Origin of the sequence: Comamonas testosteroni ATCC 11996, assembly GCF_000241525.1 — a bacterium.
GTDB lineage: Bacteria > Pseudomonadota > Gammaproteobacteria > Burkholderiales > Burkholderiaceae_C > Comamonas > Comamonas testosteroni.
Window position 1 is genome coordinate 1 of the sequence record NZ_AHIL01000008.1, and the last position, 21,561, is coordinate 21,561.

Here is a 21,561-nt window from a genome sequence, read left to right on the forward strand (position 1 = left end):
GTTAGATTAGTTGGGTTAGCCATCCAGACACATCGCAATGAAAGAAAAAATCAACTTCATTGAGAGGGAGCGCCTCTACCGACATGAACTCAAACGCCGCCGCGTTAAATTTCTGCCCATGCAGGTACTGCGCCGGGTCTTCAAGGCAGCAGGAGTCTAGCCAGCGCTGAAGCCAGCCATCCACCTGCCGTGCCCAAACCAAAAAGCGCTCCCTTGGAGCGCTTTTTTGTGGCACGAAGCAATAGGCTTATTCCACCGTGACCGACTTGGCCAGGTTGCGCGGCTTGTCCACATCGGTGCCGCGTGCCACCGCCGTGTGATAGGCCAGCAGCTGCAGCGGCACCACGTGCAGGATGGGGCTCAGGGCACCATAGTTCTCGGGCATGCGAATCACATGCATGCCTTCGCTGCTTTCGATATTGGTCTTGGCATCGGCCAGCACATAGAGAACACCGCCGCGGGCACGCACTTCCTGCATATTGCTCTTGAGCTTTTCCAGCAGTTCGTCGTTGGGCGCCACGGTGACCACAGGCATCTGGCTGTCCACCAGTGCCAGCGGGCCATGCTTGAGCTCACCGGCGGGATAGGCCTCGGCGTGGATGTAGCTGATTTCCTTGAGCTTGAGCGCACCTTCCAGTGCAATGGGGTAGTGAATGCCGCGACCCAGGAACAGCGCATTTTCCTTTTTGGCGAAGTCTTCAGCCCAGCTGATGATTTGCGGCTCCAGCGCCAGCACGGATTGCAGTGCAACGGGAAGGTGGCGCATGGCAGTCAGATATTGCTGCTCCTTCTCTTCGGTGAGACGACCCTTGGACTGAGCCAGCGCCAGCGTCAGCAGGAACAGACCTGCAAGCTGTGTCGTGAAGGCCTTGGTCGATGCCACGCCGATTTCCACGCCGGCGCGCGTGATATAGGCCAGCTCGCACTCGCGCACCATGGCGCTGGTGGCCACATTGCAGATGGTCAGGCTGTGCTTCATGCCCAGGCTCTGGGCATGGCGCAGGGCCGCCAGCGTGTCGGCCGTCTCGCCCGACTGGCTGATGGTCACGATCAGCGTCTTGGGATCGGGCACGCTGGTGCGGTAGCGGTACTCGCTGGCCACTTCCACATTGCAGGGAATACCGGCAATCGCCTCTATCCAGTACTTGGCCGTGCAGCCGCTGTAATAGCTGGTGCCGCAGGCCAGAATCAGGACCCGGTCAATCTCCTTGAATACTCGCCAGGCCGCCGCGCCGGTCTTGCCTTCCGAAGTGACCCCGTCAAACAGCTCGGGGGCAATGTTCTTGAGGCCTTCCAGCGTATCGCCCAAAGCGCGCGGCTGCTCGAAGATTTCCTTCTGCATATAGTGGCGATAAGGGCCCAGTTCGGCTGCGCCGCTGTGTGCCATCACGGTTCTGACCGGCCGCTGCTGCTCTGTCAGGCGCTCGCCGCTCTTGCTGATGACCCAGTAGCGTCCCGGCTGCAGATCGATCAGATCGCCCTCTTCCAGGTACACGATCTGGTCGGTCACACCCGCCAGCGCCATTGCATCGCTGGCCAGGAAGTGTTCTGCGCCGTCCTTGCCCACACCCAGAATCAGCGGCGAGCCGGCACGAGCACCCACCACACGGCGAGGCTCATCCCGGTGCATCACGCCAATCGCATAGGCGCCATGCAGGCGAGCCGTGGCGGCCTGCACCGCTTCGAAAAGATCGCCGTTGTAGAGGCTGTCCACCAGATGGGCAATGACCTCGGTGTCGGTCTGGCTGGCAAATACATAGCCCTTGGCCTGCAACTCGGCACGCAGGGCTTCGTAGTTCTCGATGATGCCGTTGTGCACCAGTGCCACCCGTGCCGGCGCATCGGCATCGGCCACGGGCGAGATGCCGGGGCCATGGCTGAAGTGGGGGTGGGCATTGCGCACCGCAGGCTCGCCGTGAGTCGCCCAGCGGGTATGGGCAATGCCGGTGAAACCTTCCACATGCTCGGTCTTGACCTGCTCCATCAGCTCGGCCACGCGGGCTGTGGAGCGCGCACGCTGCAAGCCCTGGCTCAAGCCATTGGCATCTGCTGCCTGTACAGCCACACCACAGGAGTCATAACCGCGATACTCAAGTCGCTGCAGACCCTGGACCAGAACCGGAACGATATTGCGATGAGACACCGCAGCAACAATGCCACACATAGAGGTACACCTTAGGTTGTTTGAGCGAGCATGCTAACGGTTGCAATAAGAAATTTTCAATCAATAAGAACAACGCAATGACTGAAAATTTCATCAAATCATAATATTGAATATTTATTCAATAAAATTCATTTAAATGAATGAAAATTCCATCAACCTGGACGACATCGACCTGCAACTGCTACGGCAATTGCAGCTGGATGCCAGCCTGAGCAACCAGGCCCTGGCCCGGCATCTCGACCTGTCTGCCCCTACCTGCCTGCGCCGGGTCAAGCGCCTGCAGGAGCTGGGCCTGATCGAGAAACAGGTCGCCATCCTCAGCAGCGAACACATCGCCCGCCTCACCGGTCATGGCCTGCAGGCCATTGTGGAAGTCTCGCTGGACCGGCAGGACAGCAGCTCACTGCTGCAATTCGAGCACAAAGCCGTGGCCGAGCCCGGCGTGCAGCAATGCTGGCGCGTCTCTCCCGGCCCCGACTTCATCCTCGTCATTGCCAGCATCGATATGCCAGCCTACCTGGCATTGAGCCAGAAGCTGTTCACGCAGGATGCCAATGTGCGCAATGTCAAAGCCTTCTTCAGCATCAAGCGGGCCAAATTCACTACCGCACTGCCCTTGCCCGTCCCCAATCACTAGTGACTTGCACGCCTTTATTTTTGAGCTGCCATGTGTGGTGCGGATGCCGCGCAAGCTCCTCAATAATTGATACAAATTGTATTAATTAGATTATTCTCGCAACCTTGACTTAAGCCAATTCCACCAGATGCCCTTGCATCGAGATATTCACCGCCGGACCTACCCTCTACGCGCCTCTTATATGGCACTGGGCGGAGCAGTGGTGGCTGCAAGCCTGTCATATCTCCCGACCAATCTCGCCTGGTGGGCATTCACGGCGGTCAGTGCGCTGCTATGGCCGCATATTGCTTTTTTGCATTCAAGCCGGCAACAGGATCAGTTCCATGCGGAGTATTTCAATTCTCTGATAGATGCGCTGATCGTCGGCTGCTGGATTTCTCTGATGCACTGGAGCCTGCTGCCCAGCATCTGCATTCTGGCCATCGGCGTGGCCGACCGCTTCTATACCGGTTTGAAGCGCCGCTGGCTGCCTTCCTTGATCGCGCTGCTGTGCGGCATGCTGTTCATGAGCATCGCCATAACGCCCACCCCGCAATGGGACGCACCACTGGCGGTGCAGCTCAGCCTGCTGCCGCTGATCATTTTGCACAGCGCCTATGCAAGCTGGTCCAACAGCCGAATGCTCAAGACTCTGGCCAGGCAGAACCTGCAGCTCAAGTTACTGGGGCGCATTGATCCGCTGACCACGGTATACAGCCGCGATTACTGGTGGAAAAAAGCCCGTGCCGCGCTGCACCAGCACCGCACCGTCAAGGAGCAGACCTGCCTGCTGGTGATTGACATTGACCGTTTCAAAAGCGTGAATGATCTGTACGGCCATATTGTGGGCGACGAAGTTTTGAAAATGATCGGGCTGGCGATTAGAAACAGCCTGCGCAGCAACGATATTGCAGGGCGCTACGGCGGCGATGAATTCACCGTGCTTTGCAAACACACCACGGCCAAGGAGGCATATTCGGTCGCCATGCGTATTTGCGAAAAAATTGCGCAGATACGCATTCGCGAATATCCACAGCTGCACATCAGCGCAAGCATCGGCGTTGCCGCAGCCGATGACAGTTTTGGCTCGGTGACCGAATGGATCAAAGCGGCCGACAGCGCGCTCTACAGCGCCAAGAGCGGCGGGCGCGACCAGGTGATGGATGCCACGCAGCAACCCGAGCGGCAGCACAGTCCCTCGACCATGCCCATGCGACCGGAATCCACGCGAATCAGCCCGGCGAGTTCCGGACAGGAAAGCCTGGACCGCGACGTGGTCTGACCACTCAGGGCAGGCAGGTGGGCCAGTGCATCTGCAACTGGCATCCCGCATTGAGCTGAGCCTGGATTTCCGCCTCGCCGCCATGGCGACGACAGACGTCGCGCACCAGCGCCAGGCCGATGCCCAGACCCTCGAACTCGGCTTCGCGATGCATGCGCTGAAAGACGCCAAACAGCTTGCCCGCGCGCGCCTGCTCGAAGCCGACTCCGTTGTCCGTCACCGAGACGCAGCAACCGCCTTGCCCGTCACGCTGCACATCGACCTGAATGCGTGCCAGCGGCATGGCGCGCGTGAACTTGATGGCATTGGCGAGAGCTGCGCTCAAAGCCTGCTCCAGCAGATGAGGATCTGCCAGCAACATGGGCGCTGCAGCAGGCAGACACCACTCGATGCTTCGGCCTTGCGAGTCCGCCTGCAAACGCTGCCCAATACCGAGCAGCAAGGCCTGCAAGTCCACGGGCTGCGGCTGCAGCACATGGCGCTGGGCCCGTGCCAGCTGCAGCAAACCGTCGAACATGGCCGCCATGCGCTGGGCGGACTGGTCCATGGTCTGCAAAAAGCTGCGCGCCTCTTCCAGGTCCTCGACACCAGGGCTGGGGGACTGCAGCAATTCCGCAATCAACGGGTTGAAAGCCAGCAGATGGCGCAGCGGGGCCCGCAGATCATGCGAAACCGCATGCACCCATTCCTGCTGGGCCGAGCGCAAGGCAGCCAGCTCGGCCTCGCGCCTCGCAAGCAGCGCCAGCGCCTCGTCCAAAGTCCGAGGCACCTTGCTTTCAACCACTGGCTGCATGGGTTCCATCAGGCTTTGGGCAGCTTCTCGGGGCGCTTCCAGTTGCGGATGCTGACCTGCCTGCCGCGTCCTACCGTCAACGCTCCTGCCTCGGTGTTCTTGGTCACGGTGGAGCCACCGCCCACCGTGCCGCCGGCGGCAATCGTCACGGGAGCCACCAGCACGCAGTTGCTGCCGATATGCACATCGGCCTCGATCACGGTGCGGTGCTTGTTCACACCGTCATAGTTGGCGGTGATGCTGCCTGCACCATAGTTCACGCGCTCGCCCACCGTGGCATCGCCCAGATAGGCCAGGTGATTGGCCTTGGCACCGTCGGCCAGGACGGAGTTCTTCACTTCCACGAAGTTGCCGATATGCACTTCGCGGCCCAGCCTGGCGCCGGGGCGCAGGCGGGCAAACGGGCCGACCAGCGCGCCCTGGCCCACTTCCACACCGGCCTTCTCGCCATCGATGTGGGTGAAGGGGTGGATCACGGCATCGTCGGCAATGCTCACATTGCTGAGGTGGCAGTTGGCGCCGATCCTGGCGCCGGCACCAATCGTCACCTTGCCGGCAAAGATGCAGTTCACGTCGATTTCCACATCCTGGCCGCAGCTCAGGCTGGCCTTGGTGCCGCGAGCATCGTCACGCAGGTCGAAGCGCGCAGGATCGGCCATGCGCACGCCCTGCTCCATCAGCCCACGCGCCTGGCGCAGCTGGTGAGCCCGCTCCAGCTCTGCCAGTTGCAGCGGACTGTTGACGCCCGCCACCTGCAGCGCATCGGCGATGCGGTGGCCCACCACGGGCACGCCGTCGGCCACGGCCATGGCGACGATATCGGTCAGGTAGTACTCGCCCTGGGCATTGTTGTTGTCGAGCTTGGCCAGCCATGCCGTCAGATGCCTGGCGGGCACGGCCATGATGCCGCTGTAGATCTCGGTGATGGCGCGCTCGGCTTCACTGGCATCCTTTTGCTCGACGATGCGCTGCACCGTGCCGGCATCGTTTCGCACGATGCGGCCGTAGCCCGTGGGATCGACCATGGTCACGGTCAGCAGCGCCATCTTGTCGCTGCCCGCAGCATCGAGCAGACCTTGCAGCGTGTCGGCCTGGGTCAGCGGCACATCACCCGACAGCACCACGACCAGGCCATCGTCCTTGAGCGCAGGCACGGCCTGCTGCACGGCATGGCCGGTGCCCAGCTGGGGCTCCTGGCGCACAAACTTCAGGTCCATTGCACCATGGGTGCCATCCGCGCCACTCGCGCCATTGGCAGCGGCGATGGCCGCTTCCACTTCCGCAGCACCATGGCCCGTCACCACCACGGCCGAGCGAGCCTTGAGCTGAGCAGCGGTATCCAGCACATGCTGCAACAGGGCGCGACCAGCCAGCTTTTGCAGCACCTTGGGATGGCGGCTTTTCATGCGGGTGCCTTTGCCGGCAGCCATGACGACGATGTCCAGAGGTGCAGTCATATTGATTTGTGGGATGAAAACCGCCTGATTATCGACCCATAGCCGTGCTCGGCAACTGCAAGCGCAGGCAACAGTGGCCGCAAACGCCTTATGCTTTGCCTGCCATGCCTCATGCAACCACCAGCCCCACTCCGCTGCTTCGCACCCGCGCCGTCGGCGCCGGCCATCTGCGCGCCTTTGTGGCCGTAGCCCGACACCTGAACTTTCGTGCCGCAGCCGACGAGCTGGCACTGACCCAATCTGCCGTCAGCCGCCAGATCCAGTCGCTGGAAGACGAGGTTGGCATCCCGCTGTTCCTGCGCCATTCGCGCGCCGTGGAACTGACGGGTGCCGGCGCCCAGCTGCTGCATGCCGTGCAACCTGCATTGGAGTCGATCGACGCCACCGTGCGCCAGATCCGCCAGACCGTGGGCCGCAAGAGCGTGGCCATCACCACCTGGGCCAGCTTTGCCGCCATGTGGCTGATTCCGCGCCTGGAGGCTTTCCAGCGCGCCTATCCCGATATCGACATTCGCATAGACACGGGCGATGCCGTGGTGGATCTGGATACCACCGATGTGGACCTGGCCATACGCTACAGCGCCGGAGTCTCCGATGCCGCGGCAAAGGCCCTGTTTGGCGAAGAGCTGGTGCTGGTCGCAAGCCCTGCCCTGCTCAGGAGCGGCCCCGCCGTGCGCAGCCCCGCCGATGCGGCCCGCTACACCTTGATTGAAACCGGCGACGTGCACCGCATGCCCCAGCTGGAGTGGCTGAGCTGGCAGCGCTGGTTTGCCGCCAACGGCTGCGACCAGCTGCAGCCGCCGCGCTGGCTGTACTTCAACTACGCCCACCAGATCGTGCAGGCCGCGCTGGCGGGCCAGGGTCTGGCCATCGCGCGCCTGCCGCTGGTGGCCGATGCGCTGGCGGCCGGCACCCTGATCGAGGTATTGCCAGAGCATCGCCTGGCATCGCCGCTGTCGTACTGGCTGCTGCAAGGCCCGCGCAGCAGCGAGCGGCCCGAAGTGCAGGCCTTCTGTCAGTGGCTGATGAACGAAGCCCTGCAGACCCGCAACGCCATGCAGGGTGCGAGCCAGCAGGCTCAATAAAAAAGAGAGCTACTCACGCATGATCTGCAACGATTTCAAATACAAAGTGATTTGAAACGTAGATGTATCAAGCGTAAACAGCTCTCATTTTTACTACCCCCACTTTGGGCCACGCCACAGCGGCAAAAGTCTTGCCCTGTGGCGCTCAGCACAAAAGAGGCGAACGAGGCGAGGCGCCCCTGGGCGCTCAGCTCAGCGTGACGCGTGCAAACTTGCGCTTGCCCACCTGCAGCACAAAAGTGCCGGCATCCAGCTTCAGTGCGCGGTCGCTGATGACGTTGCCGTCAACGCGCACACCTCCGCCATCGATCAGACGGTTGGCTTCGCCGGTCGATGCAGCCAGATTGGCCTGCTTGACCAGCGCACCGATGCCCAACGGAGCGCCGGGCAGGCTGATTTCAGGGATGTCATCGGGGATGCCGCCCTTGGAGCGATTGATGAAATCCTGCTCGGCCGCATCGGCAGCTTCGGCACTGTGAAAGCGCGCGGTGATCTCCTTGGCCAGAGCCACCTTGGCATGCTTGGGGTTGCCGCCGGCCTCGATCTCGGCCCTGAGAGCGGCGATCTCGGCCAGGCTCTTGAAGGACAGCAGCGTGTACCAGTCCCACATCAGCTCGTCCGAGATCGACAGCACCTTGGCGAACATGGTGTTGGCGTCCTCGGTGATGCCGATGTAGTTGTTCTTGGACTTGGACATCTTGTGCACACCGTCCAGGCCCACCAGCAGAGGCATTGTGAGCACACACTGCTGCTCCTGACCATACTCGGCCTGCAGATGCCTGCCCATCATCAGGTTGAACTTCTGATCGGTGCCGCCCAGCTCCAGGTCGGACTTGAGCGCCACCGAGTCATAGCCCTGCAGCAGCGGGTAGAGAAACTCGTGCAGGCTGATGGAGCTGCCGTCGGTGAAACGCGTATGGAAGTCGTTGCGCTCCATCATGCGCGCCACCGTGTACTTGGCCGACAGCTGGATCATGCCGCGCGCGCCCAGCTGGTCGCACCACTCGCTGTTGTAGCGCACCTCGGTCCTGGCCGGGTCCAGCACCTTGGCGGCCTGGGTGTAATAGGTCTCGGCGTTCACCTTGATCTGCTCGGCCGTCAGCGGCGGGCGCGTGGAGTTGCGGCCCGAAGGGTCGCCGATCAGCGTGGTGAAGTCGCCGATCAGGAAGATCACCTGATGGCCCAGATCCTGCAGCTGGCGCATCTTGTTGAGCACCACGGTATGGCCCAGGTGAATGTCGGGAGCTGTCGGATCCAGACCCAGCTTGATGCGCAGGGGCACGCCGGTGGCTTCGGACCTGGCCAGCTTCTGGACCCACTCGTCCTTGGGCAGCAGCTCATCGACTCCACGCAGAGTGACTTCCAGCGCCTGGTTCACTCTGTCGGTCACGGGAAAACTTGTAACAGCAGATTGATTCATAAGGGTTTTTCGGCAGGCGAGGTAGGACGCGGCCGATATACTTGGAGGTTTGGTGTTACGGTCAATTCTAGACTGCTCCCTCATAAAGACCTCTTTGGATGGACTTATGGCACGGTAGAGCTGCTGGAGACGTGTCAGTCGTAACAAATACCAACTCCACCGACACGCTTTCCCAAGGATTTGATGTTTTGATGACTGGCTTGAAAAATGCCGGCGGTGCTCTGCTTGCGCGGCTGACATCGGCTCTGCAAAAACACCCCAAGCGCGCCACGGCGGCGCTGGCGACTGTTTTGCTGACCGGTGGCAGCGGCGCCTTCGCAGTGGCCAGCCTGGGCCCCGACCCCGCCGACCTCCCCGTACGCACACTGACCGAACCCGTCACCTCCCTGGCCGCCGGCCAGGATCTGGCCGATCTGACGGATCTGCAGTCCTTCTCCCTGTACCGCTCCGAATACACCCGCAGCAACGACACCACCGAGTCGCTGCTGCAGCGCCTTGGCATTGCCGACCCGCAGGCTGCAGCCTTCATGCGCAGCAACGAAGCCGTGCGCCAGAACGTGCTGGGCCGCGCCGGCCGACTGGTGTCAGCGGAGACCACGCCCGACCAGCAGCTGAGCCAGCTGACCGTGCGCTGGGCCCCCAGCGAAGACGGCAGCTTTCAGCGCCTGACCGTGGAACGCGTGGACGGCAAGCTGCAGTCCAAGATCGAGACCGGCAAGCTCACGGCCAGCCCCCGCCTCGCGGGTGGCGTGATTCGCTCCTCCTTCTTTGCCGCCACGGATGCTTCTGACATTCCCGACAGTGTCTCCATGCAGATGGCCGACATCTTCCAGGGCGAGCTGGACTTCCGCCGCGGCCTGCGCAAGGGCGACCGTTTTGCCGTGGTCTATGAATCGCTGGAAGCCGACGGCGAGCCACTGCGCGCCGGCCGCGTGCTGAGCACCGAGTTCTACAACAATGGCAAGTCGCATCAGGCCATGTGGTTCCAGGAAGCCGGCAAGAAAGGCGCCTACTACACGCTGGACGGCAAGAGCCTGCGCCAGGCCTATCTGAACTACCCCGTGGAGTTCTCGCGCATCAGCAGCGGTTTTTCCATGCGCGTCCACCCCATCCAGAAAACCTGGCGCGCTCATCTGGGCACCGACTTCGCTGCCCCCACGGGCACCAAGGTGCGCACCGTGGGCGACGGCGTCGTGTCCTTTGCCGGCGTACAAAACGGTTACGGCAATGTGATCTTTGTCGATCACGCCAACCAGCACACCACCGTGTATGCCCACCTGAGCCGCATCGACGTCAAGCACGGTCAACGCGTGGACCAGGGCGACATCATCGGCGCCGTGGGCTCCACAGGCTGGGCCACCGGCCCTCACCTGCACTTCGAGTTCCGCGACAAGGGCGAGCAGCGCGACCCGCTGACCATTGCCCAGATCACCGATGCGGCCCAGCCCATCTCCAAGGCCGCCCGCCCGGCCTTCGAGCAGCAGGCAGCGCAGATGCGCATCGAACTCAACGCCGGCACACAGTCGTTCGCCGTGGCCAGCGTACGCTGATCCACTGCCGCGAAACAACCTGAGGGCTGCAAATTGCAGCCCTTTTTCATTGGCGCATCAGGATCGTTTGCAGCGACCGCCAGGAAAGCCGCAAACGCTACAGCTAAGATAGTAAACCGCACGCCAACCCGTCTTATCTGCCATGCCCAATGCCATTGAACAAGCCGCTCAAAGCTCCCTCTATATCGGCCTGATGTCCGGTACATCGCTGGACGGCGTCGACGGGGTTCTTGTGGACTTCAGCCAGGGAACGCGAGTGCTGCAACATGCCAGCTGCGGCTTCGACGCGGCGTTGCGCGCCGAGTTGCTGGCCCTCAACACCACTGGCGGCCAGGATGAGCTGCATCGCGCCGCCCTGGCCGCCAATGCACTGGTGCGCCACTATGCACAGGTGGTGCAGCAACTGCTGACTGCAGCCGGCGTCCAGGCCAGGCAGATCGCGGCCATAGGCGCCCATGGCCAGACTGTGCGCCACCGTCCGCAGATGTTCGATGGCACGGGCTATACGCTGCAGCTCAACAGTCCCGCCCTGCTGGCCGAGCTGACCCGCATCACCGTCGTCGCGGACCTGCGCAGCCGCGATGTGGCGGCGGGTGGCCAGGGTGCGCCGCTGGTGCCGGCATTTCATCAAAGCGTGTTTGGCAAGCCCGGGGAAACAGCCCTGGTGCTCAATATCGGCGGCATTGCCAATCTCAGCGTGCTGGGTGCCGACGGCTCGGTGCTGGGCTTCGATACCGGCACCGGCAATGCGCTGATGGACGGCTGGTGCCTGCGCCATACCGGCAAGAGCTATGACGAGAGCGGCCGGTGGGCCGCCAGCGGCAAGGTCCTGCCCGATCTGCTGGCCGCCATGCTGGGCGATCCCTATCTGGCCCAGGAGCCGCCCAAGAGCACGGGGCGCGATCTGTTTCACGCCGACTGGCTGCAGCGGCATCTGCAGCAGCATCCGGCGCAGGCCGCCGCAGTCGATGTACAGGCGACCCTGACCGAATTCACGGCCGCCAGCTGCGCCCATGCTGTGCAGCGTTTCGGCAGAGGCGGCACCGAGCTGCTGGTATGCGGCGGCGGTGCACTGAACACCTATCTGATGCAACGCCTGGCCGCCCTGCTGCCGGGCGTGAAGGTGAGTTCCACGGCAGAGCACGGCCTGCCCCCGCTGGAGGTGGAAGCCGCCGCCTTTGCCTGGCTGGCACGCCAATGCCTGCTGGGCCTGCCCGGCAATCTGGCCAGCGTGACGGGCGCCAGCGGTCCGCGCATTCTGGGCGCCATCCACCCCGCTTGAAGCGCAGACGCCGGCCCGCCTGCAGGCTCAGGCCGCTACTGCGGCATCCGCCTGCGCCTTGTGCTGCACGGCCGGCAGATCGGGCAAGCCGAAATGACCGCGCAGCGTGCTGCTCTGGTAGTCGCTGCGAAACAGCCCGCGCTTGCGCAAGATGGGCACGACCTCGCTGGCAAACAGCTCCAGCTGCTGCGTGATCACCGGTGGCATCACATTGAAGCCATCGGCGGCGCCAGTGCGGAACCAGTCTTCGATGGTGTCCGCCACCTGCTCGGGCGTGCCGGCGATCGCCAGATGCCCGCGCGCCCCTGCCAGTCGCTTGAGCAACTGGCGCAGCGTGAGCCCATCGCGCAGCGTGGTCTCCACATAACCCATGGCGCGGCTCCTGGAAGCCTCCACCTGCGCGGGGTCCGGAAAGTCGTCGCGCGTCAGGCGGCGGTCCAGCGGCAGGCCGCTGAAATCATGGCCGCCAAAGCGGGCCGACAGGCGCCCCAGTCCCACGTCGATGCTGGTCAGACTGTCGAGCTCCTCCCACACCTGACGGGCTTCGTACTCCGTGGAGCCGATCGCGGCGCTGATGCCCGGCAGGATCACGATGCCCTCGGCACTGCGCCCCAGGGACTTCGCCTGTCCCTTGATATCGGCATAAAAGCCTTGCGCCGACTCCTTGCTGCCATGCGCCGTGAATATGGCCTCGGCCCATTGCGCGGCAAAGGCCCGGCCGGTGTCGGACTGCCCGGCCTGCACCAGCACCGGACGGCCCTGGGGACTGCCTGGCACATTCAGCGGTCCGCGCGTACGGATATGCGTGCCCGCATAGTTGACGGGGCGCACCTGGCCGATGTCCAGGTACTGACCCGATGCGGCATCGTCCACCACCGCAGCGCCCGGAAAGCTGCGCCACAGCGCATCCACTGCGGCCACGAATTCCTCGGCGATGCGGTAGCGCTCGGCATGCTCCACGTTCTCTTGCAGCCCGTAGTTTTCACCGGCCCTGGGCAGCCAGGAGGTCACGATATTCCAGCCTGCCCGGCCCTTGGACAGGTGATCCAGCGTGGCGAACTGCCGCGCCAGCGTATAGGGCAGGCTGTAGGTGGTGGAAGCCGTTCCGATCAGCCCGATACGCTCGGTATGCTGCGCCAGCGCCGCCAGCAGCAGCAACGGTTCGAGCTGGCCCGAAGAGGCCATTTGCCCGCTGTCGGGCCCGACCAGCCCGTCGGCCAGAAACACGGCATCGAACTTGGCAGCCTCGGCAATGCGGGCGGCATCCACATACAGTTGCAGATCGGTCAGTGCCTTGGGATTGGCGCCGGGGTGACGCCAGGCACCTTCATGGTGGCCTCGCGTCATCAGAAACAGGTTCAGGTGTAGTTGTCGCGTCATGGCAAGCTTCTTTCAGACAAATTCGGCTTCCACTCCCAGACTGCGCAGCAAGGTCGCGCGCAGCTGCATGAAAGCGGGGTGATCGGGTCGCCGCGGATGGGCCAGATCCAGCGCATGGTCTTCGGCGATCTTTCCGTCCCTGAGCACCAGAATCCGGTCTGCCAGCAGCAGGGACTCGTCCACATCGTGGGTGACCAGGATCACCGTCGGACGTATGCGCTCCACCATGCGCCGCAGCAGGCCCTGCATGCGCATGCGGGTCAGGGCATCCAGGGCCCCAAAAGGCTCGTCGGCCAGCAGCACATGGGGCTCGCGCAGCAAGGAGCGAGCCAGTGCCGCCCTTTGCTTTTGCCCACCGGACAAAGTGGCAGGCCAGGCTGCGGCCTTGTCTTCCAGGCCGACCTCGCGCAGCAATTGCAATGCGGCGGAACGGGCCGCCTGCGCGTCCAGCCCCAGCGTCAGGTTGTCCAGCACCGTGAGCCAGGGCAGCAGGCGCGAATCCTGGAACAGGACGGAGACCTTGCCATGCGCAACTGCCGCGCCCGAACTCCGGGCCTCGGCATCGAGGCTGGCCAGCGCACGCAGCAGCGTGGTCTTGCCCGAGCCCGACTCCCCCAGCAGTGCCACGAACTGCCCGGGTGCGATATCGAGATGGACGTCATCGAGCACCTGCTTGCCTTGAAAGCTGCGACTGAAGCCGTGCAGTTGCACGGAACCGGTCAATGATGAATGGCTCATGATCCCAGCGACCTCCGGTAGGACAGCACGCGCGCCTCCAGGCGCCGCACCGCGGTGTCCGACAGCAGACCCAGCAGCGCGTAGATCAGAATGCCCACCACGATCACATCGGTCTGCCCCCAATCGCGTGCGCGGTTCATCAAGTAACCGATACCCGTCTGCGTGTTGATCAGCTCCAGCACCACCAGCGCCGTCCAGCACAGCGAGACCGCCATGCGCAGGCCGACAAAAAAGCCTGGCAAGGCTCCCGGCAGGGCCACCTTGCGAATGAACTCGGCACGCGACAGTCCCAGCGTCTGCGCAAGCTCCACATGACCGATGTCTATGCTGCGCAGCGCTGCATGCGTGTTGATGTAGATGGGAATCAGCACGGCGGTAAAGATGAGGAAGACCTTCATCGCCTCGCCTATGCCCAGCCAGATGATGGCCAGCGGAATCAGCGCCAGCGTGGGAACGGCCCGCTTGATCTGCACCAGGCCATCGATCAGGGCCTCGCCGCTGCGGCTCAGTCCGGCGACCAGCGCCAGCAGCACGCCCACCACAATGCCCAGAAACAGCCCCGTGTAGGCGCGTCCGGCCGAAGCCAGCAGATGCGGCAGCAGGCTTCCGTCGAGGGCCATTTCATAGCCTGTGCGCAGGGCCTGCGACGGTGCGGTCAGCGTCTCGGGCGAGAGATAGCCCAGGCGCGACGCCGCCTCCCATACCAGCAGCAGCAGGGCCGGCCCGGCCAGCAGCATGCCCGGCGACAGGCGGGCAGGCACCAGCGCCGGGGCTTTGCGGTGTGGCGCGGCGAGCGGCGATCCAGTCTGAGACTGCCAGCCGGCCAAGCGCGCTTCCAGAGGAATCGGTGTCATCACGGCAACTCCTCAGCGATTGGCGACGATCACGCCGTCATAGCTCGCCACAAAGGAGTCCCTGGCATCCAGACGCTGGGGCAGACTGCCGGCGCTGTGCAGGATGTCGATGAGCTTCTGGTGGTGAGGCTGAGCCTGTGCAGCGGTCTGGAACTCGAGCGGAGCCTGCGCAGCCTGGATGGCAGCCGCACTCTCGGCATCGAGACGCTGGAAGTTGCGCAGGTAATGCTGCTCCCATTCCTTGCGATGGGTATTGCTCCAGCGTCCCGCGCGCACGAAGGAGGCCAGGAATTCGCGGATGGCCTCGGCCTTCTGCGGATCGGCCAGCACCTCCGGACGGGCATAGATATAGGAAGTGGAAGGCAGCAGCTGACGCTCCAGTGGATCAGGCACCACACGCGCACCGATCTGCCTGGACAGCCGCGTGACATGCGGCTCGGCAATGGTGGCGACATCCACGGCCCGGGCGCGCAAGGCATCGTTGAGCTCGGCCACGCGCAGATGCACCAACGTGACATCCTTGAGCGTCAGGCCCGCCCGATTCAGCGCCTCGATCAGAAAAACCTGGCGCCCCGAGCCTTCGACATAGCTCACGCGCTTGCCACGCAGATCACTCAGGCGCTCCACCCCCGCGCCGGCATGCTGGAGCAAACGATATTCAGCTCTGGCCCGGGTGAAAGTCGCGATGATGGGCAGGTTCACGCCTGCGGCCCGCGCCTGTATGGGGGGCGTGTCACCGACATAAGCCATGTCCAGCGCCCCGGCGCGGATGGCCTCGAAGATGGCCGGACCGCCGGCAAAATTGGGCAGCTCCAGCTGAAAGCCGGTCTTCTTGCGTTCGCCGCTTGCATCCAGCAGATGGCGAATCAGCTCGCTCTGGTCAGCGACGACCAGCCTGGTCTTGGCGTCCACCGCAGCATGCGCAGCACCGGTGATGCCGGCTGCCGCCATTGCCAGCCATGAAGGCCCGGCCAGCAGAAATCGACGCTTGTCCACTTTCTTCTCCCATGAATGCAATGGGGCAGATGCTAGGGAGCCGTCGATCGATTCAAAAATATTGATTTCAAATTTGGAAACAACCAACTCATCCGAGCGCCGGTGCCGGTCCAGCGGACGCACATGGATTTCGCTGTGCTGTCAGGCACTTAAGACGGCAGGCGTCCATCGAGGCCAGGCGCACGAACGCACAACAAGCTTTGATTCAGCAATATGCTCATGAAATCAATGTTGTAGAAGCCCGGGGAAATGGGCGCCCGCCCGGGCCTCTGCCCATCAAGGCACAGGCCATCGGCAGGCCTGATGCTCGCAATGCAAAAAAGCAGCCCGACCCACCAGTAGCCGGACTGCTTTTTCGCATCTTGGATGTCCTGCCCGGCTGGCTCCTTCGAGCCATGCCGGGTTCGATCAGCGCCTGAAGACTCAGTGACCGCCGACGTAGATGAACTTGAACAGGAACAGGGCAGCAATCACCCACATGATCCAGTGCACCTCCTTGACCTTGCCCGTGAACAGCTTGAGCACGGCATAGGTGATGAAGCCGAAGGCCAGACCGTTGGCGATGGAGTAGGTGAAAGGCATCATCAGCGCGGTGACGACTGCCGGTATGGCTTCGGTGGTTTCATCCCACTGCACTTCCGTCAGATCACGCAGCATCAGGCAGGCCACGAACAGCAGCGCAGGTGCGGTGGCATAGCCGGGCACCACACCGGCCAGCGGCGCGATGAACAGACAGGCCAGGAACAGCATGGCAACCGTGAGAGCCGTCAGGCCCGTACGACCGCCAGCCTGCACACCGGCAGCGCTTTCCACATAGGCGGTGGTGCTGGAAGTACCCAGGATGGAGCCCACGAAAATCGCGCCCGAATCGGCCAGCAGCGAGCGGTTGAAACGTCCCATGCGCTCAGGCACCAGCAGGCCGGCGCGGCGCGCCACGCCCATCAGCGTGCCGGTGGCGTCAAACAGCTCCACCAGGAAGAACACCAGCACCACATTGAGGAAGCCCGTGGTCAGCGCCGTCTTGATGTCGAGCTTCATGAAGGTGGGCTCGATGGAGGGAGGCGCCGAGAAGATGCCGTGGAAGGTGTTGCCGCCAAAGAAGAACGAGGCCACGGTCACGGCCAGAATACCGATCAGCAATGCGCCCGGCACCTTGAGGCGGTCCAGCACCACGATCAGCAAAAAGCCCAGCAGCGCCATGATGACCTCGGGCTTGTGCAGATCGCCCAGCGTCACATAGGTGTTCTGGTCGGCAGCAACCACACCGGCGGTCTTGAGCGCGATCAGCGCCAGGAACAGTCCCAGCCCGACGGTGATGGACACACGTATGGACTGCGGTATGCCCTTGATGATGAGCTCACGCAAGCCCAGCATCGTGCAGATCAGGAACAGACATCCCGAGACGAACACCGCACCCAGGGCAGCCTCCCACGTATAGCCCATCTTGAGCACCACCACGTAGGCAAAATAGGCGTTCAGCCCCATGCCCGGCGCCAGCGCAATCGGGTAGTTGGCATACAGCGCCATGATGGTCGAGCCCAGCGCTGCGATCAGGCAGGTGGCGACAAAGACCGAGCCCTTTGGCATGCCCGCATCCCCCAGAATGGAGGGGTTGACGAACATGATGTAGGCCATTGAAAGAAAGGTCGTCAGCCCTGCGACCAGTTCCGTGCGCACATTGGTGTTGTGCTCCCTGAGTTTGAATATCCGCTCTGTCCAGTTCATTGCATAGTCTCCGTGTTGTTTTGCATGCGAGGCGCAACGCGAGGAACGCGCCCGGTCCTGCGCCGCCAAATGAGCGGCGCAGCACATGGCCTTGCCCCGCGGCAAACAGCCATGACTCAAATGGCTGCCGCCCCGCAAGGCGACAACACCTGTGAGGAAAAACTAGCCAGTGTGCCCTTGAACGGCTTCCACTGCGCGCAGGATGGCTTCTGACGTGGCAGGCGCCTGCAGTGGAGGGTTCATGCGGTGCTCTCCGGCGGCCGACACCGCATCGCGAATCGCGAAGAACACCGAGAACGGCAGCAGCAGCGGCGGCTCGCCAACGGCCTTGCTGCGGTGGATGGAGTCTTCATAGTTGTCACCCTCGAACAGGCGCACATTGAAGACCGGCGGGCAGTCATTGGCAGTAGGAATCTTGTAGGTACTGGGCGCGTGGGTCGTGAGCTTTCCGGTTTGCGGATGCCAGACCAGCTCTTCGGTGGTCAGCCAGCCCATGCCCTGGATAAAGGCGCCCTCCACCTGGCCCACATCGACGGCCGGGTTCAGCGAGCGGCCCACGTCATGCAGCACATCGGCGCGCAACAGCTTCCATTCCCCCGTCAACGTATCGATGACCACTTCGCTGACGGCCGCGCCATAGGCAAAGTAGAAGAAGGGGTGGCCCTTCATGCGCTTGCCGTCCCAGTGCAGACCGGGCGTCGCATAGAAGCCATCCGACCACAGCTGCACACGCTGCAGATAGGCGGCGCGCACCAGCTCGGCAAACGGCACATTCTGGCCATTGACCTGCACCGCATTGTTGGCAAAGCGCACGTCATGCGCTTCGCCGCCATGCAGGCGCGCGGCGCATTCGGCCAGACGCTCGCGCAGCTGGCGTGCGGCATCCTGTGCGGCCTTGCCGTTGAGGTCGGCCCCCGTCGAGGCCGCCGTGGCCGAGGTGTTGGCCACCTTGCTCGTATCGGTGGCCGTCACGCGCACATTCTCGAAGGCCACGCCCAGCTCATGCGCCACCACCTGCGCCACTTTGGTGTTCAGGCCCTGGCCCATTTCGGTGCCGCCATGGTTGACGAGAATCGAGCCATCGGTATAGATATGGACCAGTGCGCCGGCCTGGTTGAAGTGGGCCACATTGAAGGAGATGCCGAACTTCAGCGGTGTCAGCGCCAGGCCGCGCTTGAGCACGGCACTGCCGGCGTTGAAGGCATTCACGGCCGCTCGGCGCGCACGGTAGTCGCTGGACTCCTCCAGCTCGGCCACCAGCTCGTGAATCACGTTATCGGTCACGACCTGCTCATAGGGCGTGATGTTGCGCTCGCCCTTGCCGTAGAAGTTGACGCGCCGCACATCAAGCGGATCACGCCCCAGACTGCGGGCCACCGTATCCAGAATGTTCTCGATGGCAATCGCGCCCTGAGGTCCGCCAAAGCCACGGAAAGCCGTATTGCTCTGGGTGTTGGTCTTGCCCATATAGCCGTGCATGAGCACATCGGGCAGCCAGTAGGTATTGTCGAAATGGCACAGCGCACGCGTCATCACCGGCGCCGAAAGATCGGCAGAGTGACCGGCACGCGAGACCATGGAGATCTCGGCTCCCAGCACGCGGCCTTCATCGTCATAGCCCACTTCGTACTCATACCAGAAGCAGTGACGGCGACCGGTGATCATGAAGTCGTCGTCGCGGTCCAGGCGCAGCTTGACCGGCTTTTGCAGCCGGGTGGCCGCCACGGCCGCCACGCAGGCAAACAGCGCCGACTGCGATTCCTTGCCGCCGAAGCCGCCGCCCATGCGCCGGCATTCCACATGCACGCTGTGCGAAGCCACGCCCAGAGCATGTGCCACCAGATGCTGCATCTCGCTGGGATGCTGGGTGGAGCAATGAATATGCACGGCCCCGTCTTCCTTGGGCGTGGCGTAGCTGATCTGTCCTTCCAGATAGAACTGCTCCTGCCCGCCCACATCGAAGGAGCCCTTGAGGCGGTGCGGCGCGGCATCCATGGCGGCGCGCGCGCCGCCTTCGCGGGTGCTGCGCTCCAGGTGCATGGGCGGCATCACATACTGCCCCAGCTCATGGGCCTTGCGCGGCGTCAGCACGGGCGCCAGCTCGCTGATGGTGGCCGCAGCCTTGGCCAGGGCGGCCGCACGTCTTGCCGCATCCCGCGAGCGGGCAATCACGGCGAACAGGGGCTGGCCTACGTAGCGGATCTCGCCATCGCAGAGGATGGGGTCGTCATGAATGATGGAGCCGCAGTCGTTGACGCCGGGAATATCTGCCGCCGTGATCACGTCCACCACTTCGGGCATGGCCCGCACGGCCTCCAGCGCCAGCGCCGTCAAACGGCCGTGGGCCACGGGAGAGAGGCCCAGGGCGCAATGCAGCGTGCCTTCCAGCTCGGGCAGGTCGTCGATATAGGCGGCCTCGCCGGCCACATGCAGGTGTGCGGACTCATGCTTGCGGCTGACACCCACGCGCGCGCCCTGATCGTGAGCCTTGGCCTCGGTCACTTCGTCGATACGATAGGCCTGATTCTTGCGGTAATCGGCAAAGGCTTCCGCCACCAACTCATTCGTCAATTCGAGGGGGTTGTTCATTTCAGACTCCTTGCTCCACGGCGGCGGGAACGACATGGGGCATCACGCTCCAGACACTGGTTGCATCAGTGCCCTGCGGCTGATCGGCGCGGGTTTCCAGCCACAGACGCTGGATCAGGTTCTGCGCCACCTTGAGGCGGTAATCGGCGCTGGCGCGCATATCGCTCATGGGCTTGAAATCCTGGGCCAGTGCGGCCTGCGCGGCCTTCACGTTTTCAAGGCTCCAGGGCTTGCCCAGCAGGGCCGATTCGGCGGCCGCCGCTCTTTTGACCGTGGCGGCCATGCCGCCAAAAGCCAGTCGGATGGATTGCACGATCTCGCCATCGAGCTCGATGGCAAAGCCGGCGCACAGGGCCGAGATATCGCAGTCGAAGCGCTTGCTGATCTTGTAGCCGCGCACCTGGCGCTGCATGGCCGCCAGCGGCACCGCCAGGGCCTGCACGAACTCGCCTGCCTCCAGCTGGTTCTTCATATAGTCCAGATAGAACTCCGTCAGCGGCATGCGGCGCACGCGCTCGCCCTTGCGCAACTCGATCTGGGCATCCAGCGCCATCAGCACCGGCGGCGAATCGCCGATCGGCGAGCCGTTGGCCACATTGCCGCCCATGGTCCCCGCGTGGCGGATGGGCGTGGAGGCAAAGCGCAGCCAGACATCGGTCAGACTGGGCCAGCGCTGCACCAGCGCGCTCCAGGCCGATTCCAGCGAAGCCCCGGCACCGATGTACAGCTCGCCGCCCTCGGCGTCGGGCCGCACTTCGATGCGCTTCATCTCGGCCACGTCGCCGACGTAAATCATGTCGCCCAGATCGCGGAACTGCTTGTTGACCCAGAGCCCCACATCGGTGGAGCCTGCCACGATGCGCGCCTTGGGCTTGGCCTCGCACAGGCTGGCCAGATCCGCCAGCGTGCGCGGAGCATGGAAGAAGTCGGTGCGCAGGCCCTGGGGCGCCGCATAGTTCAGCCCTGCATTGCCGGCCTGCAGGCCTTGCAGTGCAGCCACCACGGGCGCCGTATCCAGACGCACGGCAGGCAGATCGAACATGCGCTGACCGGCATCGAGAATCGGGCGGTAGCCCGTGCAGCGGCACAGATTTCCCGAGAGCTCGTCGGCCAGTTGCTGACGCGTGGGCTCGCTGCCCTGCTGCTGGTGATGCTCATAGGCCGACCACAGCGTCATCACGATGCCTGGCGTGCAGAAGCCGCATTGCGAGCCATGGCACTCCACCATGGCCTGCTGTACCGGATGCAGACTTTGCGGGCCTGCGGGCTTGCCGGCGCAGGCAGACTTGCCCGCGCACTGGCTCTTGAGGTCTTCCACCGTGAACAAGGCCTTGCCATGCAGGCTGGGCAGAAACTGAATGCAGGCATTGACGGTCTGCAGGCGCAGGCCGTTGACGGCCTCGGTATCGCCGGCTTCGGCCAGCTCGCCGATGACTACCGTGCAGGCACCGCAGTCGCCTTCGTTGCAGCCTTCCTTGGTGCCGGTGCAATGGGCATCCTCGCGCAGCCATTGGAGCACGGAGCGTGTGGGGTGCGGGCCTTGCACCTCCACCACCTCGCCGCGGTGGAAGAAGCGTATCGGTTGAGAGTTCTGACTGGTGCTCATGATCGTGGGACAGGGTGAGATTGA

Annotated in this window: 17 protein-coding genes; 6 read left to right on the forward strand and 11 right to left on the reverse strand. The window is 63.4% G+C overall.

The window, feature by feature from the left end; all coding sequences use genetic code 11:
- The first annotated feature begins 37 nt into the window (after positions 1–37).
- Positions 38–160 (forward strand): hypothetical protein, encoded by a 123-nt coding sequence (locus CTATCC11996_RS26450; RefSeq protein ID WP_003058957.1) that lies wholly within the window; start codon positions 38–40, stop codon positions 158–160.
- Between the two features lie 87 nt (positions 161–247).
- Here CTATCC11996_RS26450 and glmS read toward each other — a convergent pair whose 3' ends face one another.
- Entirely contained in the window at positions 248–2,164 is a 1,917-nt protein-coding gene (glmS, locus tag CTATCC11996_RS03185) for a glutamine--fructose-6-phosphate transaminase (isomerizing) (protein WP_003073006.1), read from the reverse strand.
- A 136-nt stretch (positions 2,165–2,300) separates the two neighbouring features.
- Here glmS and CTATCC11996_RS03190 point away from each other — a divergent pair, with 136 nt between their 5' ends.
- The gene (locus tag CTATCC11996_RS03190) at positions 2,301–2,801 is read left to right on the forward strand and encodes an Lrp/AsnC family transcriptional regulator (RefSeq protein WP_003073008.1); all 501 of its coding nucleotides are present in this window, start codon (positions 2,301–2,303) and stop codon (positions 2,799–2,801) included.
- A 127-nt stretch (positions 2,802–2,928) separates the two neighbouring features.
- A complete protein-coding gene (locus CTATCC11996_RS03195; RefSeq protein WP_034348140.1) occupies positions 2,929–4,062 on the forward strand; it encodes a sensor domain-containing diguanylate cyclase in 1,134 nt (377 codons plus the stop codon).
- Between the two features lie 4 nt (positions 4,063–4,066).
- Here the strand turns inward: CTATCC11996_RS03195 and CTATCC11996_RS03200 are convergent, their stop codons facing one another.
- Positions 4,067–4,864, reverse strand: coding sequence for a sensor histidine kinase (locus CTATCC11996_RS03200; protein WP_003073014.1), 798 nt, complete (start codon positions 4,862–4,864; stop codon positions 4,067–4,069).
- Positions 4,864–6,312: a bifunctional UDP-N-acetylglucosamine diphosphorylase/glucosamine-1-phosphate N-acetyltransferase GlmU gene (gene glmU / locus CTATCC11996_RS03205; RefSeq protein ID WP_003073016.1), complete on the reverse strand. Its 1,449-nt coding sequence runs from the start codon at positions 6,310–6,312 to the stop codon at positions 4,864–4,866. Before glmU ends, CTATCC11996_RS03200 begins: the two co-directional genes overlap by 1 nt.
- A 104-nt stretch (positions 6,313–6,416) precedes the next feature.
- On the opposite strand from glmU, the gene CTATCC11996_RS03210 reads away from it, so the two are divergent.
- On the forward strand, positions 6,417–7,397 hold the full coding sequence (locus tag CTATCC11996_RS03210; RefSeq protein ID WP_034348161.1) for a LysR substrate-binding domain-containing protein: 981 nt from the start codon (positions 6,417–6,419) through the stop codon (positions 7,395–7,397).
- A gap of 187 nt (positions 7,398–7,584) precedes the next feature.
- Here the strand turns inward: CTATCC11996_RS03210 and tyrS are convergent, their stop codons facing one another.
- Positions 7,585–8,817: a tyrosine--tRNA ligase gene (gene tyrS / locus CTATCC11996_RS03215; RefSeq protein ID WP_003073020.1), complete on the reverse strand. Its 1,233-nt coding sequence runs from the start codon at positions 8,815–8,817 to the stop codon at positions 7,585–7,587.
- A 191-nt stretch (positions 8,818–9,008) separates the two neighbouring features.
- Here tyrS and CTATCC11996_RS03220 point away from each other — a divergent pair, with 191 nt between their 5' ends.
- Positions 9,009–10,367 carry a M23 family metallopeptidase gene (locus tag CTATCC11996_RS03220; protein ID WP_003073022.1) on the forward strand — a complete coding sequence of 453 codons (1,359 nt, stop codon included), beginning with the start codon at positions 9,009–9,011 and terminating at the stop codon, positions 10,365–10,367.
- Positions 10,368–10,509: 142 nt separating this feature from the next.
- The gene (locus CTATCC11996_RS03225; RefSeq protein ID WP_003073024.1) at positions 10,510–11,649 is read left to right on the forward strand and encodes an anhydro-N-acetylmuramic acid kinase; all 1,140 of its coding nucleotides are present in this window, start codon (positions 10,510–10,512) and stop codon (positions 11,647–11,649) included.
- A 27-nt stretch (positions 11,650–11,676) separates the two neighbouring features.
- On the opposite strand, the gene CTATCC11996_RS03230 is transcribed toward CTATCC11996_RS03225, so the two are convergent.
- The 7 genes from CTATCC11996_RS03230 to xdhA form a co-directional block, all read right to left on the reverse strand.
- Complete coding sequence (locus tag CTATCC11996_RS03230; protein WP_003073026.1) at positions 11,677–13,029, reverse strand: LLM class flavin-dependent oxidoreductase; 1,353 nt, start codon at positions 13,027–13,029, stop codon at positions 11,677–11,679.
- Positions 13,030–13,041: 12 nt separating this feature from the next.
- The gene (locus CTATCC11996_RS03235) at positions 13,042–13,767 is read right to left on the reverse strand and encodes an ABC transporter ATP-binding protein (RefSeq protein ID WP_034348142.1); all 726 of its coding nucleotides are present in this window, start codon (positions 13,765–13,767) and stop codon (positions 13,042–13,044) included.
- Complete coding sequence (locus CTATCC11996_RS03240) at positions 13,764–14,621, reverse strand: ABC transporter permease (protein WP_003073030.1); 858 nt, start codon at positions 14,619–14,621, stop codon at positions 13,764–13,766. The genes CTATCC11996_RS03235 and CTATCC11996_RS03240 overlap by 4 nt, the downstream gene beginning before the upstream one ends.
- A 12-nt stretch (positions 14,622–14,633) precedes the next feature.
- Positions 14,634–15,617, reverse strand: coding sequence for an ABC transporter substrate-binding protein (locus tag CTATCC11996_RS03245; RefSeq protein ID WP_003073032.1), 984 nt, complete (start codon positions 15,615–15,617; stop codon positions 14,634–14,636).
- Positions 15,618–16,040: 423 nt separating this feature from the next.
- Positions 16,041–17,342: an NCS2 family permease gene (locus tag CTATCC11996_RS03250; protein WP_003058992.1), complete on the reverse strand. Its 1,302-nt coding sequence runs from the start codon at positions 17,340–17,342 to the stop codon at positions 16,041–16,043.
- A gap of 162 nt (positions 17,343–17,504) precedes the next feature.
- The gene (gene xdhB / locus CTATCC11996_RS03255; RefSeq protein ID WP_003073037.1) at positions 17,505–19,931 is read right to left on the reverse strand and encodes a xanthine dehydrogenase molybdopterin binding subunit; all 2,427 of its coding nucleotides are present in this window, start codon (positions 19,929–19,931) and stop codon (positions 17,505–17,507) included.
- Position 19,932: 1 nt separating this feature from the next.
- Positions 19,933–21,537: a xanthine dehydrogenase small subunit gene (gene xdhA, locus CTATCC11996_RS03260; RefSeq protein WP_003073039.1), complete on the reverse strand. Its 1,605-nt coding sequence runs from the start codon at positions 21,535–21,537 to the stop codon at positions 19,933–19,935.
- Between the last annotated feature and the right edge of the window lie 24 nt (positions 21,538–21,561).